Source organism: Rhodococcus sp. YL-1 (assembly GCF_001942025.1).
GTDB lineage: Bacteria > Actinomycetota > Actinomycetes > Mycobacteriales > Mycobacteriaceae > Rhodococcus_F > Rhodococcus_F qingshengii.
The window spans coordinates 3,833,483-3,851,521 of the sequence record NZ_CP017299.1 but is presented as its reverse complement, the minus strand read 5'-3'; the positions used below and the strand labels follow the sequence as shown (position 1 = coordinate 3,851,521).

At 62.7% G+C, this 18,039-nt stretch carries 19 protein-coding genes and 1 riboswitch; of the genes, 11 read left to right on the top strand and 8 right to left on the bottom strand.

Annotated features, from left to right (window positions below):
- Nucleotides 1–94, bottom strand: a riboswitch (TPP riboswitch).
- 138 nt (nt 95–232) lie between these two features.
- Nucleotides 233–673 (top strand): DoxX family protein, encoded by a 441-nt coding sequence (locus BH682_RS17890; protein WP_003944516.1) that lies wholly within the window; start codon nt 233–235, stop codon nt 671–673.
- Nucleotides 674–776: 103 nt separating this feature from the next.
- Nucleotides 777–1,766, top strand: coding sequence for an AurF N-oxygenase family protein (locus BH682_RS17885; RefSeq protein WP_003944493.1), 990 nt, complete (start codon nt 777–779; stop codon nt 1,764–1,766).
- Here BH682_RS17885 and BH682_RS17880 read toward each other — a convergent pair.
- The gene (locus BH682_RS17880; protein WP_003944575.1) at nt 1,763–2,512 is read right to left on the bottom strand and encodes a TetR/AcrR family transcriptional regulator; all 750 of its coding nucleotides are present in this window, start codon (nt 2,510–2,512) and stop codon (nt 1,763–1,765) included. The genes BH682_RS17885 and BH682_RS17880 overlap by 4 nt on opposite strands.
- Before the next feature lie 96 nt (nt 2,513–2,608).
- On the opposite strand from BH682_RS17880, the gene recO reads away from it, so the two are divergent.
- From recO to BH682_RS17865, 3 genes are read left to right on the top strand one after another with little or no spacing between them, the layout of a single operon-like run.
- The gene (recO, locus tag BH682_RS17875) at nt 2,609–3,424 is read left to right on the top strand and encodes a DNA repair protein RecO (RefSeq protein ID WP_029255636.1); all 816 of its coding nucleotides are present in this window, start codon (nt 2,609–2,611) and stop codon (nt 3,422–3,424) included.
- Nucleotides 3,381–4,199: an isoprenyl transferase gene (locus BH682_RS17870; RefSeq protein WP_003944543.1), complete on the top strand. Its 819-nt coding sequence runs from the start codon at nt 3,381–3,383 to the stop codon at nt 4,197–4,199. Before recO ends, BH682_RS17870 begins: the two co-directional genes overlap by 44 nt.
- Nucleotides 4,196–4,618 carry a YbjN domain-containing protein gene (locus tag BH682_RS17865; protein ID WP_019749000.1) on the top strand — a complete coding sequence of 141 codons (423 nt, stop codon included), beginning with the start codon at nt 4,196–4,198 and terminating at the stop codon, nt 4,616–4,618. The genes BH682_RS17870 and BH682_RS17865 overlap by 4 nt, the downstream gene beginning before the upstream one ends.
- A 5-nt stretch (nt 4,619–4,623) precedes the next feature.
- Here BH682_RS17865 and BH682_RS17860 read toward each other — a convergent pair whose 3' ends face one another.
- A complete protein-coding gene (locus tag BH682_RS17860) occupies nt 4,624–5,055 on the bottom strand; it encodes a Fur family transcriptional regulator (RefSeq protein WP_003944514.1) in 432 nt (143 codons plus the stop codon).
- Nucleotides 5,056–5,066: 11 nt separating this feature from the next.
- Nucleotides 5,067–5,450, bottom strand: a complete 384-nt coding sequence (locus tag BH682_RS17855; protein ID WP_003944457.1) for an ArsR/SmtB family transcription factor — start codon at nt 5,448–5,450, stop codon at nt 5,067–5,069.
- A gap of 198 nt (nt 5,451–5,648) precedes the next feature.
- Between BH682_RS17855 and BH682_RS17850 the strand changes: the two genes are divergently transcribed.
- Together BH682_RS17850 and BH682_RS17845 are read left to right on the top strand one after the other, a co-directional pair.
- Nucleotides 5,649–7,040: a glycine--tRNA ligase gene (locus BH682_RS17850; RefSeq protein ID WP_003944491.1), complete on the top strand. Its 1,392-nt coding sequence runs from the start codon at nt 5,649–5,651 to the stop codon at nt 7,038–7,040.
- Between the two features lie 94 nt (nt 7,041–7,134).
- Complete coding sequence (locus BH682_RS17845) at nt 7,135–7,716, top strand: dihydrofolate reductase family protein (RefSeq protein ID WP_064074761.1); 582 nt, start codon at nt 7,135–7,137, stop codon at nt 7,714–7,716.
- Here BH682_RS17845 and BH682_RS17840 read toward each other — a convergent pair.
- Nucleotides 7,691–8,182, bottom strand: coding sequence for a MepB family protein (locus BH682_RS17840; RefSeq protein ID WP_058227198.1), 492 nt, complete (start codon nt 8,180–8,182; stop codon nt 7,691–7,693). The genes BH682_RS17845 and BH682_RS17840 overlap by 26 nt on opposite strands.
- Nucleotides 8,183–8,230: 48 nt before the next feature.
- Nucleotides 8,231–8,596 (bottom strand): nuclear transport factor 2 family protein, encoded by a 366-nt coding sequence (locus tag BH682_RS17835; protein ID WP_054781579.1) that lies wholly within the window; start codon nt 8,594–8,596, stop codon nt 8,231–8,233.
- A gap of 138 nt (nt 8,597–8,734) precedes the next feature.
- Between BH682_RS17835 and BH682_RS17830 the strand changes: the two genes are divergently transcribed.
- A complete protein-coding gene (locus BH682_RS17830) occupies nt 8,735–9,541 on the top strand; it encodes a helix-turn-helix domain-containing protein (protein WP_042924110.1) in 807 nt (268 codons plus the stop codon).
- Here BH682_RS17830 and BH682_RS17825 read toward each other — a convergent pair.
- Nucleotides 9,516–10,253, bottom strand: a complete 738-nt coding sequence (locus BH682_RS17825) for a polyprenol monophosphomannose synthase (RefSeq protein WP_003944487.1) — start codon at nt 10,251–10,253, stop codon at nt 9,516–9,518. The two genes, BH682_RS17830 and BH682_RS17825, sit on opposite strands and share 26 nt — an antisense overlap.
- A gap of 99 nt (nt 10,254–10,352) precedes the next feature.
- Nucleotides 10,353–12,419: a TPM domain-containing protein gene (locus BH682_RS17820; RefSeq protein WP_075833620.1), complete on the bottom strand. Its 2,067-nt coding sequence runs from the start codon at nt 12,417–12,419 to the stop codon at nt 10,353–10,355.
- Between the two features lie 69 nt (nt 12,420–12,488).
- Between BH682_RS17820 and BH682_RS17815 the strand changes: the two genes are divergently transcribed.
- Together BH682_RS17815 and BH682_RS17810 are read left to right on the top strand one after the other, a co-directional pair.
- Nucleotides 12,489–13,178, top strand: a complete 690-nt coding sequence (locus BH682_RS17815) for a YdcF family protein (protein WP_007731109.1) — start codon at nt 12,489–12,491, stop codon at nt 13,176–13,178.
- A gap of 5 nt (nt 13,179–13,183) precedes the next feature.
- Nucleotides 13,184–14,482, top strand: coding sequence for a deoxyguanosinetriphosphate triphosphohydrolase (locus BH682_RS17810; protein ID WP_003941643.1), 1,299 nt, complete (start codon nt 13,184–13,186; stop codon nt 14,480–14,482).
- A 13-nt stretch (nt 14,483–14,495) separates the two neighbouring features.
- On the opposite strand, the gene BH682_RS17805 is transcribed toward BH682_RS17810, so the two are convergent.
- Complete coding sequence (locus BH682_RS17805) at nt 14,496–16,046, bottom strand: serine/threonine-protein kinase (RefSeq protein WP_075833618.1); 1,551 nt, start codon at nt 16,044–16,046, stop codon at nt 14,496–14,498.
- A gap of 72 nt (nt 16,047–16,118) precedes the next feature.
- On the opposite strand from BH682_RS17805, the gene dnaG reads away from it, so the two are divergent.
- The gene (dnaG, locus tag BH682_RS17800) at nt 16,119–18,038 is read left to right on the top strand and encodes a DNA primase (RefSeq protein ID WP_030536590.1); all 1,920 of its coding nucleotides are present in this window, start codon (nt 16,119–16,121) and stop codon (nt 18,036–18,038) included.
- The last annotated feature ends 1 nt before the right edge of the window (nt 18,039 follow it).

Here is an 18,039-nt window from a genome sequence, read left to right as displayed (position 1 = left end):
GTTCGGTCACGTCGACATCCCTCCGCCAGTGCTAACTGGTCAGGTTCATCGGGTCTGATCTCAGCCGACTTTTTCGGCACCCCGTGTCACCGTCCATCAGACCACGTGAGGTGAATCGTCCTGAACGCCGGGTGCGTTGTAACGGCCGGCGCGATGAGTTTTCGATCGCGCGGGAGTCGTAATTGCAAGCGAAGTGGCAACCGGCCGCTCGCCTTCGCCCCAGGAGATTCCGATGACCACCCAGCCCGTCCACAACGAAACTGTTTCCGGTAACGCCACGACGACGACACCTTCGGCCACGGCTCGCAAGCTCGGATACGTCCTGAGTGGGCTGTTCGTCGTTTTCATGCTCTTCGACGGCATCATCCACATTCTCAACCTTCAGACAGTCAAGGATGCGTCGGCTGAACTTGGGTTGCCGGACTCGCTGGCATTGACGGCTGGGGTGGTGCAACTGATCTGCCTTGCGCTGTACGTGATTCCGCGAACGTCGATACTCGGCGCGATTCTGCTCACCGGTTACCTGGGGGGAGCGGTGTTGACCAACCTTCGAGCTGAACAGCCTCTGCTGAGCACGACCCTGTTTGCCGTCTACACCGGAATCGTCATGTGGGCGGGACTGTATCTCCGGGACGAGAAGGTTCGCGAGATCATCCCGCTGCGTCGGGCCTGAAATAGGCCCCCGAGGGGGTTGCGTGGGACGCGGTGTCCCATTATGTTTGACCTCATTCAAGTCCGTCGACTGCAATCGACGGACTGGCCGTGAGGAGACACCGATGGCTCGGTCAGCGTCGATCGAAGTGGAAAAGCCGTACCACCAGGTACTGCAGACTTTGTCCGAGGGCTCAGTTGCCCGCAGTTTCGATCCCTATCTCGACATCGACTGGGATTCACCAGAGTTCGCGATCGATCCGCATGATCCGAGATGGGTGCTCTCGTCCGTGTCGGACCCCCTCGGGGCGACGCAGTGGTACCAGGATCAGTCGTTGGAGCGTCGAATCGCCATGGGAATGTGGCGTCAGGCGAACGTGACCAAGGTGGGTTCGGCCTTCGAGAGCATCTTGATCCGGGGAATGCTGCAATACATCATGGCGCTACCCAACCAGTCGCCTGAGTTCCGGTACTGCCTGCACGAGATGACCGAAGAGTGCAATCACATCCAGATGTTCCAGGAACTCGTCAATCGCATGGACATCGACGTGCCGGGTATGCGTCCGATGTTCCGGCGACTGTCGCCGATCATCGGAGTGCTGGGAGCAAAGTTCCCGGTCATCTTCTTCATCGGCATTCTGGCTGGTGAAGAACCGATCGACCACTTCCAGAAGGATCTCATCCGTGAGGGTAAGGACACGCCGCCGGCGATGCTCCGCACCATGGAGATCCACATCGCCGAAGAAGCGAGACACATCTCGTTTGCTCACGAGTTCCTGCGCAATCACGTCCCCAGACTCAGTCGTACGAGTCGAGCCATCACATCGGTCGCCTTCCCCGGCGCGATGCGTTGGCTTGCGGGTGAAATCATGTCACCGCCAAAGGAATTCGCCGAAGAATTCGGAATCCCGGACGAGGTGATGAAGAGCGCCTTCTGGGGGAGCCCGCATTCACGCCGCATCCTGGGTAACTACTTCGGCGAAATGCGAGCCCTGGCAGACGAACTCGGATTGATGAATCCGGTGTCGAAGCGTGCGTGGCGAAAGCTGCGCATCGACGGCGACTACGCCCGCTACCGCGGCGAGCCGAAGCGTTCCGACAAGACCCGGATCTAGTCCGGCCGCGAAGTTCCTCCGTCGGAGGACACCAGCTCGGCTATGAGCGTGGACAATTCGACATGGGGATCGATCTGTAGTCCGCTCGAGCGGGCAACGCCGTCGAACATGTACCAGGTGTATTTCGCGAGGTCGGCGACGATCTCTTCGCGGCTCGGTTTCGGATCGGTGCTTCGGACCCAGTGGGTGAGCGTGCCCTCGACCATTGTCACCACTGCGAACGGTAGTGAATCGAAGGGTGAGGAGTCGATCCCCACGGATCGACCGACTTCGGTGATAGTGGTGCGGGCGGAGTCGGCGATTGTGGCCTTCAGACTGCTGATCGCGTCGATGCTCTCGTCGTCGTAGTCGGTGGGGCCGGTACCCATGAACTCGTGAATCCGCGGATGCTCGGTGATCCACTCGGCGACGGCGCTGATGGTTCGGGTCAGGATCTGGTCGAGAGTGCCTACCGAAATGCTCATCGAAGCATCCAGGGCCGCCGCAAATTGGCCGAGCACGAACGCTCGCACTCGTCGATCGAGGTCGTCTCGGCCGCTGAATTGGCGGTACACCACCGACTTGGCGAGGCCGGCACGATCGGCGATCTGCTGGACGGACACCTCGGCACCTGCCGCACGCTCTTCGATCAGTTCGACCGCCGAGGTGAGTATCCGTTTCTGACGCTCGGAGTTGTGTCGCTCCCACCGCGCTTCGCGACCGGTCAACTCTGCAGTGACAGGTTGCACAATTGCGTCGCTCGGCATCGCGCCAGTCTATCCGGACGGACCTGCCGTGTTTCCGACTTGTCATCGGGCGCGGCATCGGGATCGGTCGTCGGTACAACGTGGGACACTGGTCGAGTGAGGTTGTATCGAGACACGGCGGTGGTGCTGCGCCTGCACAAACTGGGCGAAGCCGACCACATCGTCACGTTGCTCACCCGTCAGTTCGGGTTGGTACGTGCCGTGGCCAAAGGTGTCCGCCGAACCACCTCCAAATTCGGTGCCAGACTCGAACCGTTTGCTCACATCGACGTGCAACTACTTCCGGGCAAGAATCTCGACATCATCACTCAGGTGCAGACGGTCGACGCATTCGCCACCGACATCGTCGACGACTACAGCCGGTACACCACGGCCTGCGCCGTACTCGAAACTGCCGAGCGGTTGGCCGGCGAGGAACGCGCGCCGGCCCCGCAGCTTCAGCGATTGACGGTGGGAGCACTGCGTGCGATCGCCGAGCAGGCACGACCGGTCGAGTTCGTGCTCGACGCGTTCTTGTTGAGAGCCATGGGCTATGCGGGTTGGGCGCCTGCCCTCGAAGAGTGCGCCCGCTGCAGTGCTCCTGGACCGCACCGGGCCTTTCATGTCGCCGCAGGCGGAGCCGTGTGTACCTATTGCCGCCCGGCGGGTGCTGCGACGCCGTCGCCCGGAGTGCTCGACTTGATGGAAGCCCTGCTCCGAGGGGAGTGGGAGGGTACCGATTCGGCGCCCGCGACGCTGCGGACGCAAGCCAGCGGACTGGTCGCGGCACACCTGCAGTGGCATCTCGAGCGCCAATTGCGGACGTTGCCGCTGATCGAGCGTTCGAGGCCGCATGCAGCCGTCGAGGTCGACTTGCCCGTGAGGCAGGATGGAACACGTGATTCGACGACGCGAACCGCGAACTCCGCTTGATTCTGCTGCTGACCGGGTGATCCGACCACCGGACCCACATCCGTCCGGGGCGACCCCGCCGATCCTGCAGACCGAACTGATCCCGCGCCACGTCGCTTTGGTGATGGACGGCAACGGACGATGGGCGCAGGAGCGCGGTCTGCCCCGAACCGCCGGGCACGAACGCGGCGAAGCTGTCCTGATGGACACCGTCTGCGGGTGCATCGAGATGGGTGTCGAGTGGCTCTCCGCTTACGCCTTCTCCACCGAGAACTGGAAGCGCAGTCCCGACGAGGTTCGATTCCTGATGGGCTTCAACCGTGATGTCATCCGCCGTCGACGCGACGAGATGAACGAAATGGGTGTGCGTGTTCGCTGGGCCGGTCGTAAGCCACGCCTGTGGGCCAGCGTGATCAAGGAACTCGAGATCGCCGAAGAACTGACCAAGAACAACACCGTCATGAACTTGACCATGTGTGTGAACTACGGCGGCCGGGCCGAAATTGCCGATGCGGTAAAGGAAATCGCGAAGCGTGTCGCGGCCGGTGAGATCAATCCGGACAAGATCACCGAGGCGACCGTTGCCAAGTACCTCGACGAACCCGACATGCCCGACGTCGATCTCTTCCTGCGTCCGTCGGGGGAACAGCGGACGTCCAATTTCTTGATCTGGCAATCCGCCTACGCCGAAATGGTGTACCAGGAGAAGCTGTTTCCCGATTTCGACCGCCGCGACCTTTGGGCCGCCTGCGTCGAGTACGCCTCACGTGACCGTAGATTCGGTGGCGTCAAATGACAGGGGAGAACATGACCGACACCACCGACGAAGCAGCCCGCCTACAAGAACGCGCGGCCGCCTCGCTGGCGCATTTCGTGACGGTCGATGTGGCTGCCGACGGATCACTGGGTTTCCAGTACTCCGGCGCGCTGTGTTCCATCCAGGCGATGAATCTGTCCGAGGGTCTGGACGTGCTGTCCATGACGTGTGTTCTCGCATGGGACCGACCGGTGAGCGCGGCACTGCATCGCAAGGTGGCCGAGCGGAATCGCACCATCCAATTCGGCTCCATCGCGGTGTTCGGCCACGGCAGTCTGGCGGACGTCATCCTGCGTTACACGTTCCCTGCCGCCGGACTGGACGACGAGGCACTGACCACGATGTTGCTACTGGCGCTCACCGGTGCCGATACCGCCCGGCAGGGTTTGATTCCCTGACGCTCTCAGGCGGCGGCGCAGTCGCGGCAGGTGCCGAAGATCTCGACGGTGTGACTCACTTCGGTGAAACCGTTGTCCTCGGCGATGGTCTGTGACCACTGCTCGACCGTCGGGCCCTCGACCTCGACGGTGAATCCGCAGTTGCGGCACACCAGGTGATGGTGGTGCCCGGAGGAGCAGCGTCGGTAGACGGACTCACCTGTGTCGGTGCGTAGGACGTCGATGGTTCCGGCGTCGGAGAGTGCCTGCAGCGTGCGGTAGACGGTGGTCAGGCCGATGCCTTCACCTCGCTTGCGCAGTTCGTCGTGCAATTCCTGTGCCGACTTGAATTCGTCGATGTCGTCGAGCAGGGCGGAGATGGCGCTGCGCTGTTTCGTGGAACGAACGCCGACTGTGGCCGGTCCACGTTTCGAGGTCGTACTGCCCGGGGTGTTCATGCGGTGGAATCTCATCCTTCTTCGGCGTGGGCGACAGCGTCGACGACGATGTGTGCAAGGTGATCGTCGACGAGTCGATAGAGAACTTCTCGTCCGTTGCGCTCGCCGCGGACGACGCCCGCTGCTTTGAGTACGCGCAGATGCTGGCTGATGAGTGGCTGAGTGACACCGAGAGCTCCGACGAGTTCGTGAACGCAACGCTCCGACTCGTGCAACTGAAGCACGATCGCGATCCGAACGGGTGCAGCGAGCGCCCGCAGAATTTCGCCGGCTGCCGCCAGGGTTTCCTTGGGCGGCACGGGCGCGGGCGGTGCGGCTTCGAACGGGTCGTGCGTGTGTCCGAGGTCGGAATGATCATGGCTTTTGTGGAGATCGCCGGTATCCGCAATGCTCACAGCGAGGCTCCTTCGAGGGGTAGATCATGATGTCCGGGCATAGCCATCTCACCACATTATTGCAAATCACTTTCATTTTGATATGCACAAGTATGCATGTCAACCTTGGACGGAAGTGCGTGGCAGCCGCCAGATAGGCTGATGGTGCGAAAAGCGCACGAAAATCATGCATCTATTACCCAGATGGAGAGCAATCGAGTGGCACCCAAGTCCAAGATCGAAGCCGTTGTCAATCTCGCCAAGCGGCGAGGCCTGGTCTACCCGTGCGGTGAGATCTACGGCGGTACCAAGTCCGCATGGGACTACGGCCCATTGGGTGTCGAGCTCAAGGAGAACATCAAGCGCCAGTGGTGGCGCAACATGGTCACCAGCCGCGAGGACGTCGTCGGCCTCGACTCGTCGGTGATCCTGCCCCGCGAGGTGTGGGTCGCGTCCGGTCACGTCGGTGTCTTCAACGACCCGCTCGTCGAGTGCCTCAACTGTCACAAGCGTCACCGTCAGGATCACCTGCAGGAGGCGTACGCGGAGAAGAAGAAGCTCGACAACCCGGACGACGTCTCGATGGATGTCATCGGTTGCCCCGACTGCGGCACCGTCGGCCAGTGGACCGAGCCGCGCGACTTCAACATGATGCTCAAGACGTACCTCGGCCCCGTCGAGAGCGAAGAGGGTATGCACTACCTTCGCCCCGAGACCGCACAGGGCATCTTCGTGAACTTCGCCAACGTGCTGACCACCTCGCGTAAGAAGCCGCCGTTCGGCATCGGCCAGATCGGCAAGAGCTTCCGCAACGAGATCACCCCCGGCAACTTCATCTTCCGCACCCGCGAGTTCGAGCAGATGGAGATGGAATTCTTCGTCAAGCCGGGCGAGGACGAGCAGTGGCATCAGTACTGGATCGACTACCGCCTTGACTGGTACACCGGCCTCGGTATCAACAAGGACAACCTGCGTCTGTACGAGCATGCGCCGGAAAAGCTTTCGCACTACTCGAAGGGCACGACCGACATCGAGTACCGCTTCCACTTCCAGGGCAGCGAATGGGGCGAGCTCGAGGGCATCGCGAACCGTACCGACTTCGATCTCTCGACGCACTCCAAGCATTCGGGCACCGAGCTGAACTACTACGACCAGACGACGGGCGAGCGGTACACGCCGTACGTCATCGAGCCGGCGGCCGGTCTCACGCGTTCGCTGATGGCCTTCCTGGTCGACGCCTACACCGAGGACGAGGCGCCCAACTCCAAGGGCGGCGTCGACAAGCGCACAGTGCTCCGCCTGGATCGCCGACTCGCTCCCGTCAAGGCTGCCGTTCTGCCGCTCTCGCGTAACGCGGACCTGACGCCGAAGGCCAAAGATCTTGCAGCGCAGCTGCGTCAGAATTGGAACGTCGAGTTCGACGACGCCGGCGCCATCGGTCGTCGTTACCGTCGCCAGGACGAGATCGGCACACCGTTCTGCATCACGGTCGACTTCGACACTCTCGAAGACCAGGCTGTGACGGTGCGTGAGCGTGACTCCATGGCGCAGGAACGCGTCGCCCTCGATCAGGTGGAAAGCTACCTGGCCGCACGGCTGATCGGCTCCTGATTCTCGTTCGAAGCTGACGGGCGGTCCTTCTCAATCGAGAAGGACCGCCCGTTTTCTCTTTCCCCGATGGTCCTTCAGGCGCAGGATCGAAGTTATGAGAAAACTCAGCGTGACCAACAGCGTGACTCTCGACGGTGTCATGCAGGCGCCCGGTGGGCCGGACGAGGACCGTCGTGGCGGATTCGAGCACGGTGGGTGGGCAGCACCCTTCAACGATTCCGTCATGGCGCAGAAGATGGGGGAGGGGATGGCGAAGAAATCGGCGTTGCTGTTCGGTCGCAGAACTTACGAAAACTTCGCCTCGTACTGGCCGTTTCAGACCGACAATCCGTTTACCGAGGTGCTCGACAACACGCAGAAGTACGTAGCGTCAAGGACTTTGGGTGAACCGCTGCCGTGGAAGAACTCGACCTTGTTGAAAGGTGATGCCGCCGAAGCGGTCGCCACGCTCAAGGAAAGTGAGGGCCCGGATCTGGTGATTCTGGGCAGCGGCGACTTGATCACGTCCTTGGCCGAGCGACGTCTCGTCGACACCTACACTCTGCTGATACATCCGCTGGTTCTCGGAACCGGGCGCAGATTGTTCCCCGACGGAGCTGCGCTCGCTCAGTTCACCCTCACCGACAGCGTCCCCACGACAACAGGCGTCATCATCGCGACGTATCAGTTGAGCTGAACGCAGTTGAGCTGAACACAGTCGAGCTGAGTACATCAGGGAACTCGCCGAAATGCCGAATCTGCCAGCGCTGAGTTCTGACTGCTTGCGCGCTGGTCGGCGTAACCCAGGGCGCATAGACCCGGACAGCGCGCTTACCGCCGGAGAAGTTCGTCGAGACGATGTCGTGTTCGACGAGGGTTTCGACGGGAAAGACGAAGTGCCCCGAATGCTCTTCGTCGTATACCTTCACCACGAACAGCATCACGCGGTCGCTGGCGTCGAATGGGCGGATGGGCCCGGCCTCGGATCGGCGCCACAGTGTGACGAACTGACCGAGCTTGGTCGGCGTCGTCTTGGCGGTTCGATAGACGGTGGGAAGGCCGTTGACGGTCAGCGTGTGAGCGTCGTACTCAGCACCCTCGGACTCGGGAATCGGTGTGGACCAGGTAAATCCGTCGGCGTTCATCGGCACCGATGATGCCACGAACCACCGACAGCCTTCGTGACGAACGCTGTCGGTGGTAGTCCCGATTCAGGCCGAAGGCACCTTGTCGAGGAACCCGAGGACAAGCGTCACCCGGCCGTCGTCGTCGCGTTCGAGTACGTCGAATCCGTCGATCAGTGACTCGGCCCCCGACGGGCCGAGAGCCCAACCGAATCGGGCCTGTCGGTGATGCGCGTCCACCGGTCCGACGAGGGTGAAGTGCATGCCCGGAAATTGTTGCTGCACAGCGTTGATCATCGCGTCGATCTGATCGTGTCCGGTGACGTCCGCGAGCGGATCGGTGTAGCGACCGCCGGGTGCGAACAATTGCTCGACCCGTGCTTTACGGGCGGTGGTATCGGTTTCGTTCCACATGTCGATGTAGGCGTCGGCGATTGCGTCGAAGTCGCTCATGGTCGCTCCCTTGATCAGTTTCCGGTGGTGAATGTCCGGCGGCCTCGCCGGCTGAGACCACTGTTCCTCCGAAACTGCTTCGGGTCGATTACCTCTGAGGTCATGGCCTCGGCTACCTCGGGTCGCTAACTTGAAAGAATGACCTTCGAGACGATGGACGTGGGCTCCGAACTCAAGCGGTGGCGGGAGCGGCGAAGGCTCACTCAGTTGGGTCTCTCGGCGGCGGCAGGAGTGTCGACCAGGCATCTGAGCTTCATCGAAACCGGCCGCTCCAAGCCGAGCCGGGACATGATTCTTCACCTGTCCGAATGTCTGGATGTTCCTCTACGACAACAGAACACGCTTCTGCTGGCAAGTGGCCACGCGCCGGAGTACTCGCAGAAGTCGTTGGCAGAAGCGCCGATGTCAGCGGTGAGTGAGGCCATCGATCGCATCATCGACGCGCATGACCCGTATCCGGCCGTGGTGGTCGATCAGCAGTGGGAGATGGTCGCCGGGAACCAGGCCGTGGGAATTTTGACCGCGGGCGCCGCTGATTTCCTCCTGGAACCACCGGTGAACGTATTGCGTCTGAGCTTGCATCCCGAGGGCATGGCGCCGCGGATCGTGAACCTCGCGCAGTGGCGGGCCCACCTGCTCACAAGGCTGGCTCGGGAAGTGGAGGTCAGTGCGGATGCGCAGCTGTCGTCGTTGCTCGACGAGCTGCGCGCCTATCCCAGCGGCGGAGACTGGCACGACGACCGCGCGAATTCCCTGCTGGTTCCGTTGCGTCTACGCGTCGGCGATACCGAACTGGCGATGTTCAGCACCACCACCGTGTTCGGTACGCCGCGCGACGTCACGCTCGCAGAGATTGCGATCGAATCGTTCTACCCGTCGGACACGCAGACGGCCGACTACTTTCGATCGGCCGCCGAGGTCACAGGGACTTCTTGCCGAACTTGAGCTTCCACGGCACCAGTGCAGACTCCAACTGAACCGAGAGACTCATCTTGGAGACGCCTTCGGTGCGCTCCTCGAAGCGGATGGGCGTTTCGGCGATCTTCATGCCGCGCTGAACAACTCGGTAGTTCATCTCGACCTGGAACGCGTAGCCGTTGCTCTGCACCGATTCGACGTCGATGTCGCGCAAGGTCTTTGCATGCCACGCCTTGAAGCCGGCGGTCGCATCCTTGACGTGCAGTCGCAGAATGGCGTTGACGTAGAAGTTCGCCCAGGCGGACAAAGCCTTGCGGTGCCACGGCCAGTCGCCGGCGACTGCGCCGCCTTCGACATAGCGGGAGCCGAGAACGACTGCCGCATCGGTAGTGGTGAGGATCTCGATCATGGCGGGGATCGCCTCGGACGGGTGCGAGAGATCTGCGTCCATCTGAATGACGATGTCTGCGTTCTCCGCCAGAGCCCGGCTCATGCCCGCGACGTAAGCACGGCCGAGTCCGTCCTTGACCGTGCGGTGAAGCACTCCGACCGGGATGGGACCGTCGATACCCAACTTGTCCGCAACCTCACCCGTGCCGTCGGGGGAGTTGTCATCCACCACGAGGACGTGCAGGTTCGGGATCTTCAACGCGGCGAGGCGATCGACGAGCTTTGGCAGGTTCTCACGCTCGTTGTATGTAGGTACAACGACGGTTATCTGCGGGGCGACGCTTTCCATAACACCTTCGTATGATCTGTGATCCCGACTTGCCGGATGAAGCGTACGACGAGTGCGGTCGTGAACAAAGTAGGGATTTTACTACCTCGACGGGATCCGTCAGAACCGGCCGCCGCCGCCTCGACTGGTTCGGCCGCCGCCCCCGCCGCCGAAACCACCGCCGCCGCCACCGCGACCGGAGCGTCCGCTGCTGCTCGGTCCGCCGTACGAGCGGGGCCCGCCGCCACCTCGCAGAATGCTGTTGATCAGGATGCCGCCGAGGATCGCTCCCGTCGCATCGCCGCCGCCACCGCGGGGTCGTTGGTTTGCTTCCCAGGTGTTGACGTCGTTCTGCGCGGCGCGAAGTGAGTGCGTCGCCAAGGTGGTCGCGGCCTGGGCGTGTTGCAGTGCCTTCGACGGATCCGAGGTCTGCAATTGCTGGGCCGCCTGCAGGTGCCGCTGAGCCTCGGCGTAGCGAGTGCGCGCCTCCGCCCCGATCGCCCCGCGCCTGGTTCCGAGGAAGTCGCCTGCAGCGGTCACCTGAGCCTGTGCGGCCAGAATGTCCTGGGCGAGGCGCTGCTGTGCACGTTCGAGCTGCTGCTTCTGCTCCTGAGCGTCGGCAAGAAGCGCGTCGAGTTGGGCGTCGGCTGCGACGATCTGGTTGAAGGCTGTCAGCGGATCGCTGTCCTTCGACGTCTGAGCATTCGCCAACGCTGCCTGGGCTGCGGCCTTCGCGTCCGCCAACTTCTGCCCGCCTTGCGCCAGGTAAGCGTCCGCAGCGGTGATGCCCTGCTGGACGTCGTCCATCGCGGACGGAAGTGTCGCGATGGCGTTTCGGATGTCGTCGGCGGCGTGATCGACGCCGTCGAGTAGTTTGCGTGCCTGATCGAGGGCGGCTTCGGCGGTGCGAATCGCAGTGACGGCAGCGCCTTGCTTACCGGCCGGCAGTGCCGTCGCGTCTCGTCCTTCCTCGATCGACTTCTCGGCGAGCGTCAGGCGCTCACTCGCCATCGTGACGTTGTTCACGACAGATGCCAGCGTCGGCGCGGGGAATTGATCCTTCAATTTGGTCAGAATCGCCTCGGATTCGGGCAAGCGCACGCTGAGAGAAACAACACTCTGCGTCAACGCATCGAGACGGGCGGGGGCGTTGATGAGAAGGTCGCGAAGCCCGTCGAACTCCTCGACGCGAGCTTCGAGTTCTTGGTCGGCTCGACCGCACGAGGAAATGATGTCGATCAGCATCTGGCGGCGTTGATCGGGAGTTTCCGGGATGGCGTCGTCGAGTCGCTGCCTGATCGCGAAGGCTTCGGCGAGGGTGGCCTTGGCCTTGTCGAATGCTGCCGAGAAGGGTGCGACGGCGGAATCTCCGAACTCGCTGCGGGCCAGATCGAGTTCCTCCTGGCTGCCGGCGATCGCGTTGTCCGTCTCGACGAGGATCTCCTTCGCGCGTTCGTCGAGCGTTGGCAGCGGGAGTGCATTGAGGCTGGCGATGTCGTCGGGGGAGATGTTCTTCGCGGCTTCGACGCTTGCCTTGTTCTTGTCGTTCTTGCGCTTGCGTGAGTACAGGACCACGCCGCCCGTCCCGACCACCACAGCGCCGCCCGCGATGAGGAGTGTTCCGACTCCCATTCCGCCGCTCGTGTTGTTCGCGTCGCCGAGTGCGCCGGCCGCGGCAATCGCCGCGCCGGTCCAATCATCCTCGGCGAGAGCCGGTTCCACCGCGTCGGTATTGATCGATTCGATGTCGGAATCCGTGATGTTGCGCAGCTCGGCCGGGACGTCGAGGTAGTAAGCACGCTCTGCCGTGGCAACTGCAAGCAGGACGGACTTCGTGCTCAGCGTCGACTTCGTGGCTGTCTGCTGTGCCCACGCCTGGCCACCCAGGTTGTTGAAATCGGGGACGAACGCGACCCACAGATCGATCTGGTGGTCCTCGCCGAGTTGATCGATCGCGGCTTGTATATCGCTGCGTTGCCCGGAATCGAGGACCCCGGAGGTGTCGGTGATGTGATTCGGCAACACCATCGGTGCGTCCGCCGAGGCGAGCGCAGGACTGAAGACGAGCGCCAGCAGAGCGAAAATCGCAGCGACGGCGGCGGCGCTTCCCCGACGCCGAACGGGTCGGGTGGTTGTCCGACTCTGCTCTACCGAGGACAACTGCGCGAAGTGTGGTGCGAGGGCCATGACGCAAATCTATCCGTTGTGGCGCGTCGGCATCGGAGGTGATCGCCGCGAACTGGCAGAATTGCGGGAGTGAAACCTGCTTTCGGTAACCGCCCCCACGACCCATCACCCTCACGGGCGGGCGGCTTCGGGGCAGGATTGGCTCGCTGGACGCGCCGACTGATCGCCGGTGCCGTGTTGATGGCCGTGGTTCTGGTCGGGGGTACTGCGTTCCGGGTGTGGCAGGTGGCGCGCATCGACGACACGCGGCCGGCCGACGCGATAGTCGTTCTGGGCGCGGCTCAGTATTCCGGCACTCCGTCGTCCGTCTTCGAGGCCCGACTCGAGCAGGCGTACAAGCTGTACAAGCGCGGAGTGGCGCCGCAGATCATCACTGTCGGCGGCAAACAAGAAGGTGACGAGTACACCGAAGCGGCGTCGGGAAAGATGTATCTGACCGATCGCGGAATTCCTTCGAGTGCGATCACCGCGGTGGAGACCGGTTCGGACACACTGCTCAGTATCGACGCGGTGAGCGCCGAGATGTCCTCGCAGGGAATCAATTCCGCTGTCCTGGTCAGTGACCCGTGGCACTCCTTGCGAACGCGGACGATGGCCCGCGACACAGGACTCCAGGCGTGGACCGCACCTACTCGTCAGGGCCCGGCTGTCTTCACCCGCGAATCCCAGTTGCACGGAATCGCTCGCGAAACCGGCGCGCTGCTCTGGTATCAGCTCACGCACTTCTCGGCAGACTTCCCCTACACGGCAGGGCAATAGAGACCATGACAGCTCACACCACCTACGGAGGCGGCACCTACTCCGAACACGACCTCGAACGTCGTGTCGTCGAGGCGCCGAAGCGAGCGGGGTTGCCGGGTTCGCAGATCGCAGCGGCGCAGCATCGTTCGGACTTCTCGCGAGATCGGGCGCGTGTCCAACACTCCGCGGCTTTGCGGCGCTTGGCCGACAAGACCCAGGTTGTCGGCCCGCGCGACGGTGACACACCTCGCACGCGGTTGACGCACTCGATGGAGGTCGCACAGATCGGGCGAGGGATCGCCGACGGACTCGGTTGCGATCCGGACCTGGTGGACCTCGCCGGTCTCGCGCACGACATCGGGCACCCACCGTACGGTCACAACGGCGAGAAGGCCCTCGACGAAGTCGCCAAGGACTGCGGAGGTTTCGAGGGCAATGCGCAGAATCTGCGGATCTTGACCAGCCTCGAACCCAAGATCCTGCGCCCCGACGGTCTGAGCGCAGGCCTCAATCTCACCAGGGCGTCACTCGACGCAGCCATCAAGTATCCCTGGACCCGCCCTGAGCCCGGCGCGAAGTTCGGGGCATACGACGACGACGCAGAGGTGCTCGCCTGGGTTCGCGAGGGAGCGCCCGAGCGTCGGCAATGCCTGGAAGCTCAGGTCATGGACTGGGCCGATGACATCGCCTATTCCGTGCACGACGTGGAGGACGGGGTGATCGCAGGCCGCATCGACCTTCGCTCGCTTGCCGATCCGTCCGAGCAGCGCGCACTGGCAGAACTCGGGGCCTCCGAGTTTCGCGGATTGGTAGTCGACGATCTGATCGAAGCCGCCCAACGGCTGTCCGAACTCCCCGTCGTACGCGGGGTCGGAAGTTTCGACGGAACACTCGGAAGTTCCGTCGCGTTGAAGAATCTGACGAGTGAATTGGTGGGACGCTTCGCCACCGCGGCGATCGCCAGCACCCGGCTGACACACGGTGACCGACCCCTCTCGCGCTATCAAGCCGACCTCGACATACCCGAGGCCGTCGCATCCGAGGTGGCATTGCTCAAGACCGTGGCGCTGTACTACGTGATGTCCGACGCCGGACACAAAGCGCGTCAGGATCGGCAGCGTGATCGTGTTCATCGCGTCGCGGAATGGCTGCTGGCAACTGCGCCTGCCGGGCTCGATCCGATCCTGCTGCCCGCGTGGGAACGCGCCGCGGACGACGGTGCTCGGGTCCGGGTAGTGGTGGATCAGATCGCGTCGTACACGGAGAGTCGGCTCGAACGGGTGGACAAAGCGAGCCTGGGCGCGCAGGCCAGCTGGGGCTGAGCCACTTACGCCCTCAGCAAGTCATCCGCGTCGACGGGTCGGTAGTGGTATCGAGCCACTTGCCGTAAGCGTCGCCACCTGCTGCGCGAACGTCCTTGCAGATCTTCGACTCGGTGTTCCCGGATTCGCGATACACCGTGTAGATCGCCGTCCCCGAATCGGAGACTTGACGCAGTGACGGGCAGGACTGGTCTGTGCGTAGGTATTTCGAGCCGGGGAACGCGTCGAGGTAGTTCTGAATCTCGCTGGCGTACGTTGCCGGATCGGTGGCATTGGCCAACACCACGATTCCGGTTCCTTTGCATGAGGGGACGGTGATCGGCTTGCTCACCCCGAGGTCGCCATTTCTCGCGGACGGGTTCGACGCCCGGGTGGTCGTGGTCGCCTGCAGTCCGGCGGTGGGTAGCGGCTCGAGCTTCGGCGTTCTGACTGGATCCTGAATGGGTGCCGGTGCCGACGTGGCGGTGGAAGCTGCTACAGCGGTTGGTGATTCGGGGCCCGAATTCCCCAGCGTCACCCAGGCCGCCGTGCCTCCTGCGGCCAGAACGAGTGCAATTCCAGCCGCACCGATCGCGATCGGTGCTCGGTTTCGCTTGGTCTTTGTCACGATGTGCGTGTAGTTCCCGTGAGCGGGATTCGCCGTGGTGTAGGTGGGCTGCCCGACGATCGTGGGTTGCAATCCGCCGGCGGCACCGGGGGCGTGGGTCGTCGAGAGGGCCTGCCGCGCTTGGAGTGCGAGCGCTCCCGTAGTCGGATAGCGGTGTGCGGGATCCTTTGCCATGCCGCGAGCCACGATGGCGTCAAGGCCTTGCGGGAGCGACGGAACCGCCAGTGTGGGGCGTGGCGGCGGAGCGTTCAGGTGCGAATTGACCAGATGCTCGATGCTTGTGGTGTTGAAAGGTGTTGTTCCGGTGAGTGATTGGTAGAAGACACAAGCCAGGGAATAGACATCCGCTGCGGCCGTCGGCGTTTCGATTCCGAACCGCTCCGGCGCCATGTATGCATACGAACCGACTGCGCTTCCCTCGGTGGTGATCTTCGTGTCCGTCTGTGAGTATGCGATTCCGAAGTCGACGAGGTAGGCGAAGCCGTTGTTCGTGAGAATGATGTTGTCTGGTTTGACGTCACGATGGATGAGCCCGCGGGCATGGGCGGCGTCCAACGCCGACGCGATTTGCGAGACGATGTCGACGGCTCGTACAGGCGTGAGTCGGCCGAATTCGGTCAACTCGGCTCGCAATGTGTGGCCTTCGACCAAACGCATGTCGATGAAGAGGACTCCGTCGATCTCGCCCCAGTCGTGCACCGGGATCACGTGCGGTTCGTTCAGGGCGGCGGTGGTGCGAGATTCTCGGCGGAAACGAGCTTGGAATGACGGGTCGGCCGCAAGCTCTCGATGGAGCAACTTGAGAGCGACCAGGCGATCCTTCGAGGTGTCGTACGCCTCGTACACTTCACCCATTCCGCCTCGGCCGAGGAGGCTACGCAACTCGTACACGCCGAATCGGGTTCCTGATCGCCCTTCGTGCGCGCTCGAGGCGTTTTCAGTCATCGTCGGTCCCATCGCTGCGTTGCAGAGTCGGCCATCAACATATCGTTGTCAGGAGGTGCCGGGGGACCGCCTAGACTGATGTACGTGGCGGGCCGAATTTCTGACAGAGACATCGCGGCCATTCGCGAACGCACTCGCATCGAGGACATCGTCGGTGAATACGTTTCACTCAAGCGTGCCGGTGGCGATTCGATCAAAGGTCTGTGTCCCTTTCACGACGAGAAGTCGCCGTCGTTCCACGTGCGACCCAACCACGGCCTCTACCACTGCTTCGGCTGCGGTGAGGGTGGTGACGTGTACTCGTTCCTGCAGAAGATGGATCACATCAGCTTCGTAGAGGCCGTCGAGCAGTTGGCGGATCGACTCAGCTACACGATTTCGTACGAGGGCGGCGGACCGTCCGTTCAGCGCGATCGCGGCACCCGTGCACGCTTGATCGCAGCAAACGCGGCGGCTCAGGAGTTCTACGCCGCTCGTCTGCGCGAACCCGATGCCCAGGCGGCTCGCGACTACCTCACCGAGCGAAACTTCGACGGTGCAGCGGCCCTGCAGTTCGGGTGTGGATACGCGCCAGAAGGTTGGGACACTCTCACAAAACACTTGATGTCCAAAGGTTTCGAGTTCAAAGAACTAGAAGCAGCCGGGCTGTCCAAAGAAGGCCGGCGAGGTCCGATCGACCGGTTCCATCGCCGACTTCTGTGGCCGATCCGCAGCGTCGCCGGTGACGTCATCGGCTTCGGTGCCCGCAAGCTCTTCGACGACGACACCATGCCGGGTAAGTACGTCAACACGCCGGAAACGATTCTCTACAAGAAGTCTCAGGTCCTGTTCGGCTTGGACCTCGCCAAGCGCGACATCGCCAAGGGACACCAGGCGGTAGTCGTCGAGGGCTACACCGACGTCATGGCGATGCATTTGGCCGGCGTCAAGACCGCCGTCGCTTCGTGCGGAACCGCCTTCGGTGAGGAGCACCTTGCGATGCTCCGTCGACTCCTGATGGACGACAGCTACTTTCGCGGTGAAATCATCTACACCTTCGACGGTGATGCCGCGGGGCAGGCCGCTGCGATGAAGGCGTTCGAGGGTGATCAAAAGATGGCCGGGCAGACGTTCGTCGCCGTCGCGCCCGACGGAATGGACCCGTGCGATCTGCGTCTGAAGTCTGGTGATGCCGCCGTTCGCGACCTCGTGGCACGGCGCACTCCGATGTTCGAGTTCGTGGTGAAGTCCATCCTCACCGAACATGATCTGGAGACCGCTGAAGGTCGCGTCGAGGCACTGCGTCGTACCGTGCCCGTCGTTGCGCAGATCAAGGAATCAACTCTGCGCGACAGCTACGCGAATCTGTTGTGCGGATGGGTCGGTTGGGACGATCTTCCGTCGGTTCGACGACGCGTGCGTGACGAAGCTCGCAAACGGGCGTCGACGCGCGGATCGTCACCGGCGCCCAAGCGTCGTCAGGTTGTCGACCAACCTGCTGCCGATGCGCTTGCGCTGCCGATCGGAATCTCCAGGCCCCGGCCCAACGATCCCGCGCTCTCGACGCAGCGAGCTGTCCTCAAGGCCGCATTGCAGCACCCTGGCATCGCCGGCAGTGTCTTCGACTCGTTGCCGCCCGAGACGTTCACCCACCCCGCCTACGTTGTCATCAGACAGGCAATGGCTGACGCCGGTGGAACGAGCAAGGGACTCGGCGGCGCCGAGTGGATCGAAGTCGTCACCAAGGGCGTCGAAGACATGACGGTGGCCTCGGTTGTATCTGAGCTGGCCGTCGAACCGATGCCGTGTGACGAAGACACGGTTCCGCGCTACATCAACGGAGTGCTCGCACGACTGCAGGAAGCGTGGGTGGGCGAGCAGGTTGCCGACCTCAAATCCAAGCTTCAGCGCGTTTCACCTGCTGCAGCCCCCGAGGAGTACAACTCACTGTTCGGCGACCTCGTGGCGCTGGAGCAGTATCGCCGACAGCTGCGTGAGCAGGCTGTCGGCGACCAAAGCGTCTGAC

Excerpts from the sequence above, each read along its gene's own strand:
- BH682_RS17890 (WP_003944516.1), top strand. The coding sequence starts at position 233 with ATGACCACCCAGCCCGTCCACAACGAAACTGTTTCCGGTAACGCCACG.
- BH682_RS17885 (WP_003944493.1), top strand. The coding sequence starts at position 777 with ATGGCTCGGTCAGCGTCGATCGAAGTGGAAAAGCCGTACCACCAGGTA.
- BH682_RS17880 (WP_003944575.1), bottom strand. The coding sequence starts at position 2,512 with ATGCCGAGCGACGCAATTGTGCAACCTGTCACTGCAGAGTTGACCGGT.
- BH682_RS17870 (WP_003944543.1), top strand. The coding sequence starts at position 3,381 with ATGGAACACGTGATTCGACGACGCGAACCGCGAACTCCGCTTGATTCT.
- BH682_RS17865 (WP_019749000.1), top strand. The coding sequence starts at position 4,196 with ATGACAGGGGAGAACATGACCGACACCACCGACGAAGCAGCCCGCCTA.
- BH682_RS17860 (WP_003944514.1), bottom strand. The coding sequence starts at position 5,055 with ATGAACACCCCGGGCAGTACGACCTCGAAACGTGGACCGGCCACAGTC.
- BH682_RS17845 (WP_064074761.1), top strand. The coding sequence starts at position 7,135 with ATGAGAAAACTCAGCGTGACCAACAGCGTGACTCTCGACGGTGTCATG.
- BH682_RS17835 (WP_054781579.1), bottom strand. The coding sequence starts at position 8,596 with ATGAGCGACTTCGACGCAATCGCCGACGCCTACATCGACATGTGGAAC.
- BH682_RS17830 (WP_042924110.1), top strand. The coding sequence starts at position 8,735 with ATGACCTTCGAGACGATGGACGTGGGCTCCGAACTCAAGCGGTGGCGG.
- BH682_RS17825 (WP_003944487.1), bottom strand. The coding sequence starts at position 10,253 with ATGGAAAGCGTCGCCCCGCAGATAACCGTCGTTGTACCTACATACAAC.
- BH682_RS17820 (WP_075833620.1), bottom strand. The coding sequence starts at position 12,419 with ATGGCCCTCGCACCACACTTCGCGCAGTTGTCCTCGGTAGAGCAGAGT.
- BH682_RS17810 (WP_003941643.1), top strand. The coding sequence starts at position 13,184 with ATGACAGCTCACACCACCTACGGAGGCGGCACCTACTCCGAACACGAC.
- BH682_RS17805 (WP_075833618.1), bottom strand. The coding sequence starts at position 16,046 with ATGGGACCGACGATGACTGAAAACGCCTCGAGCGCGCACGAAGGGCGA.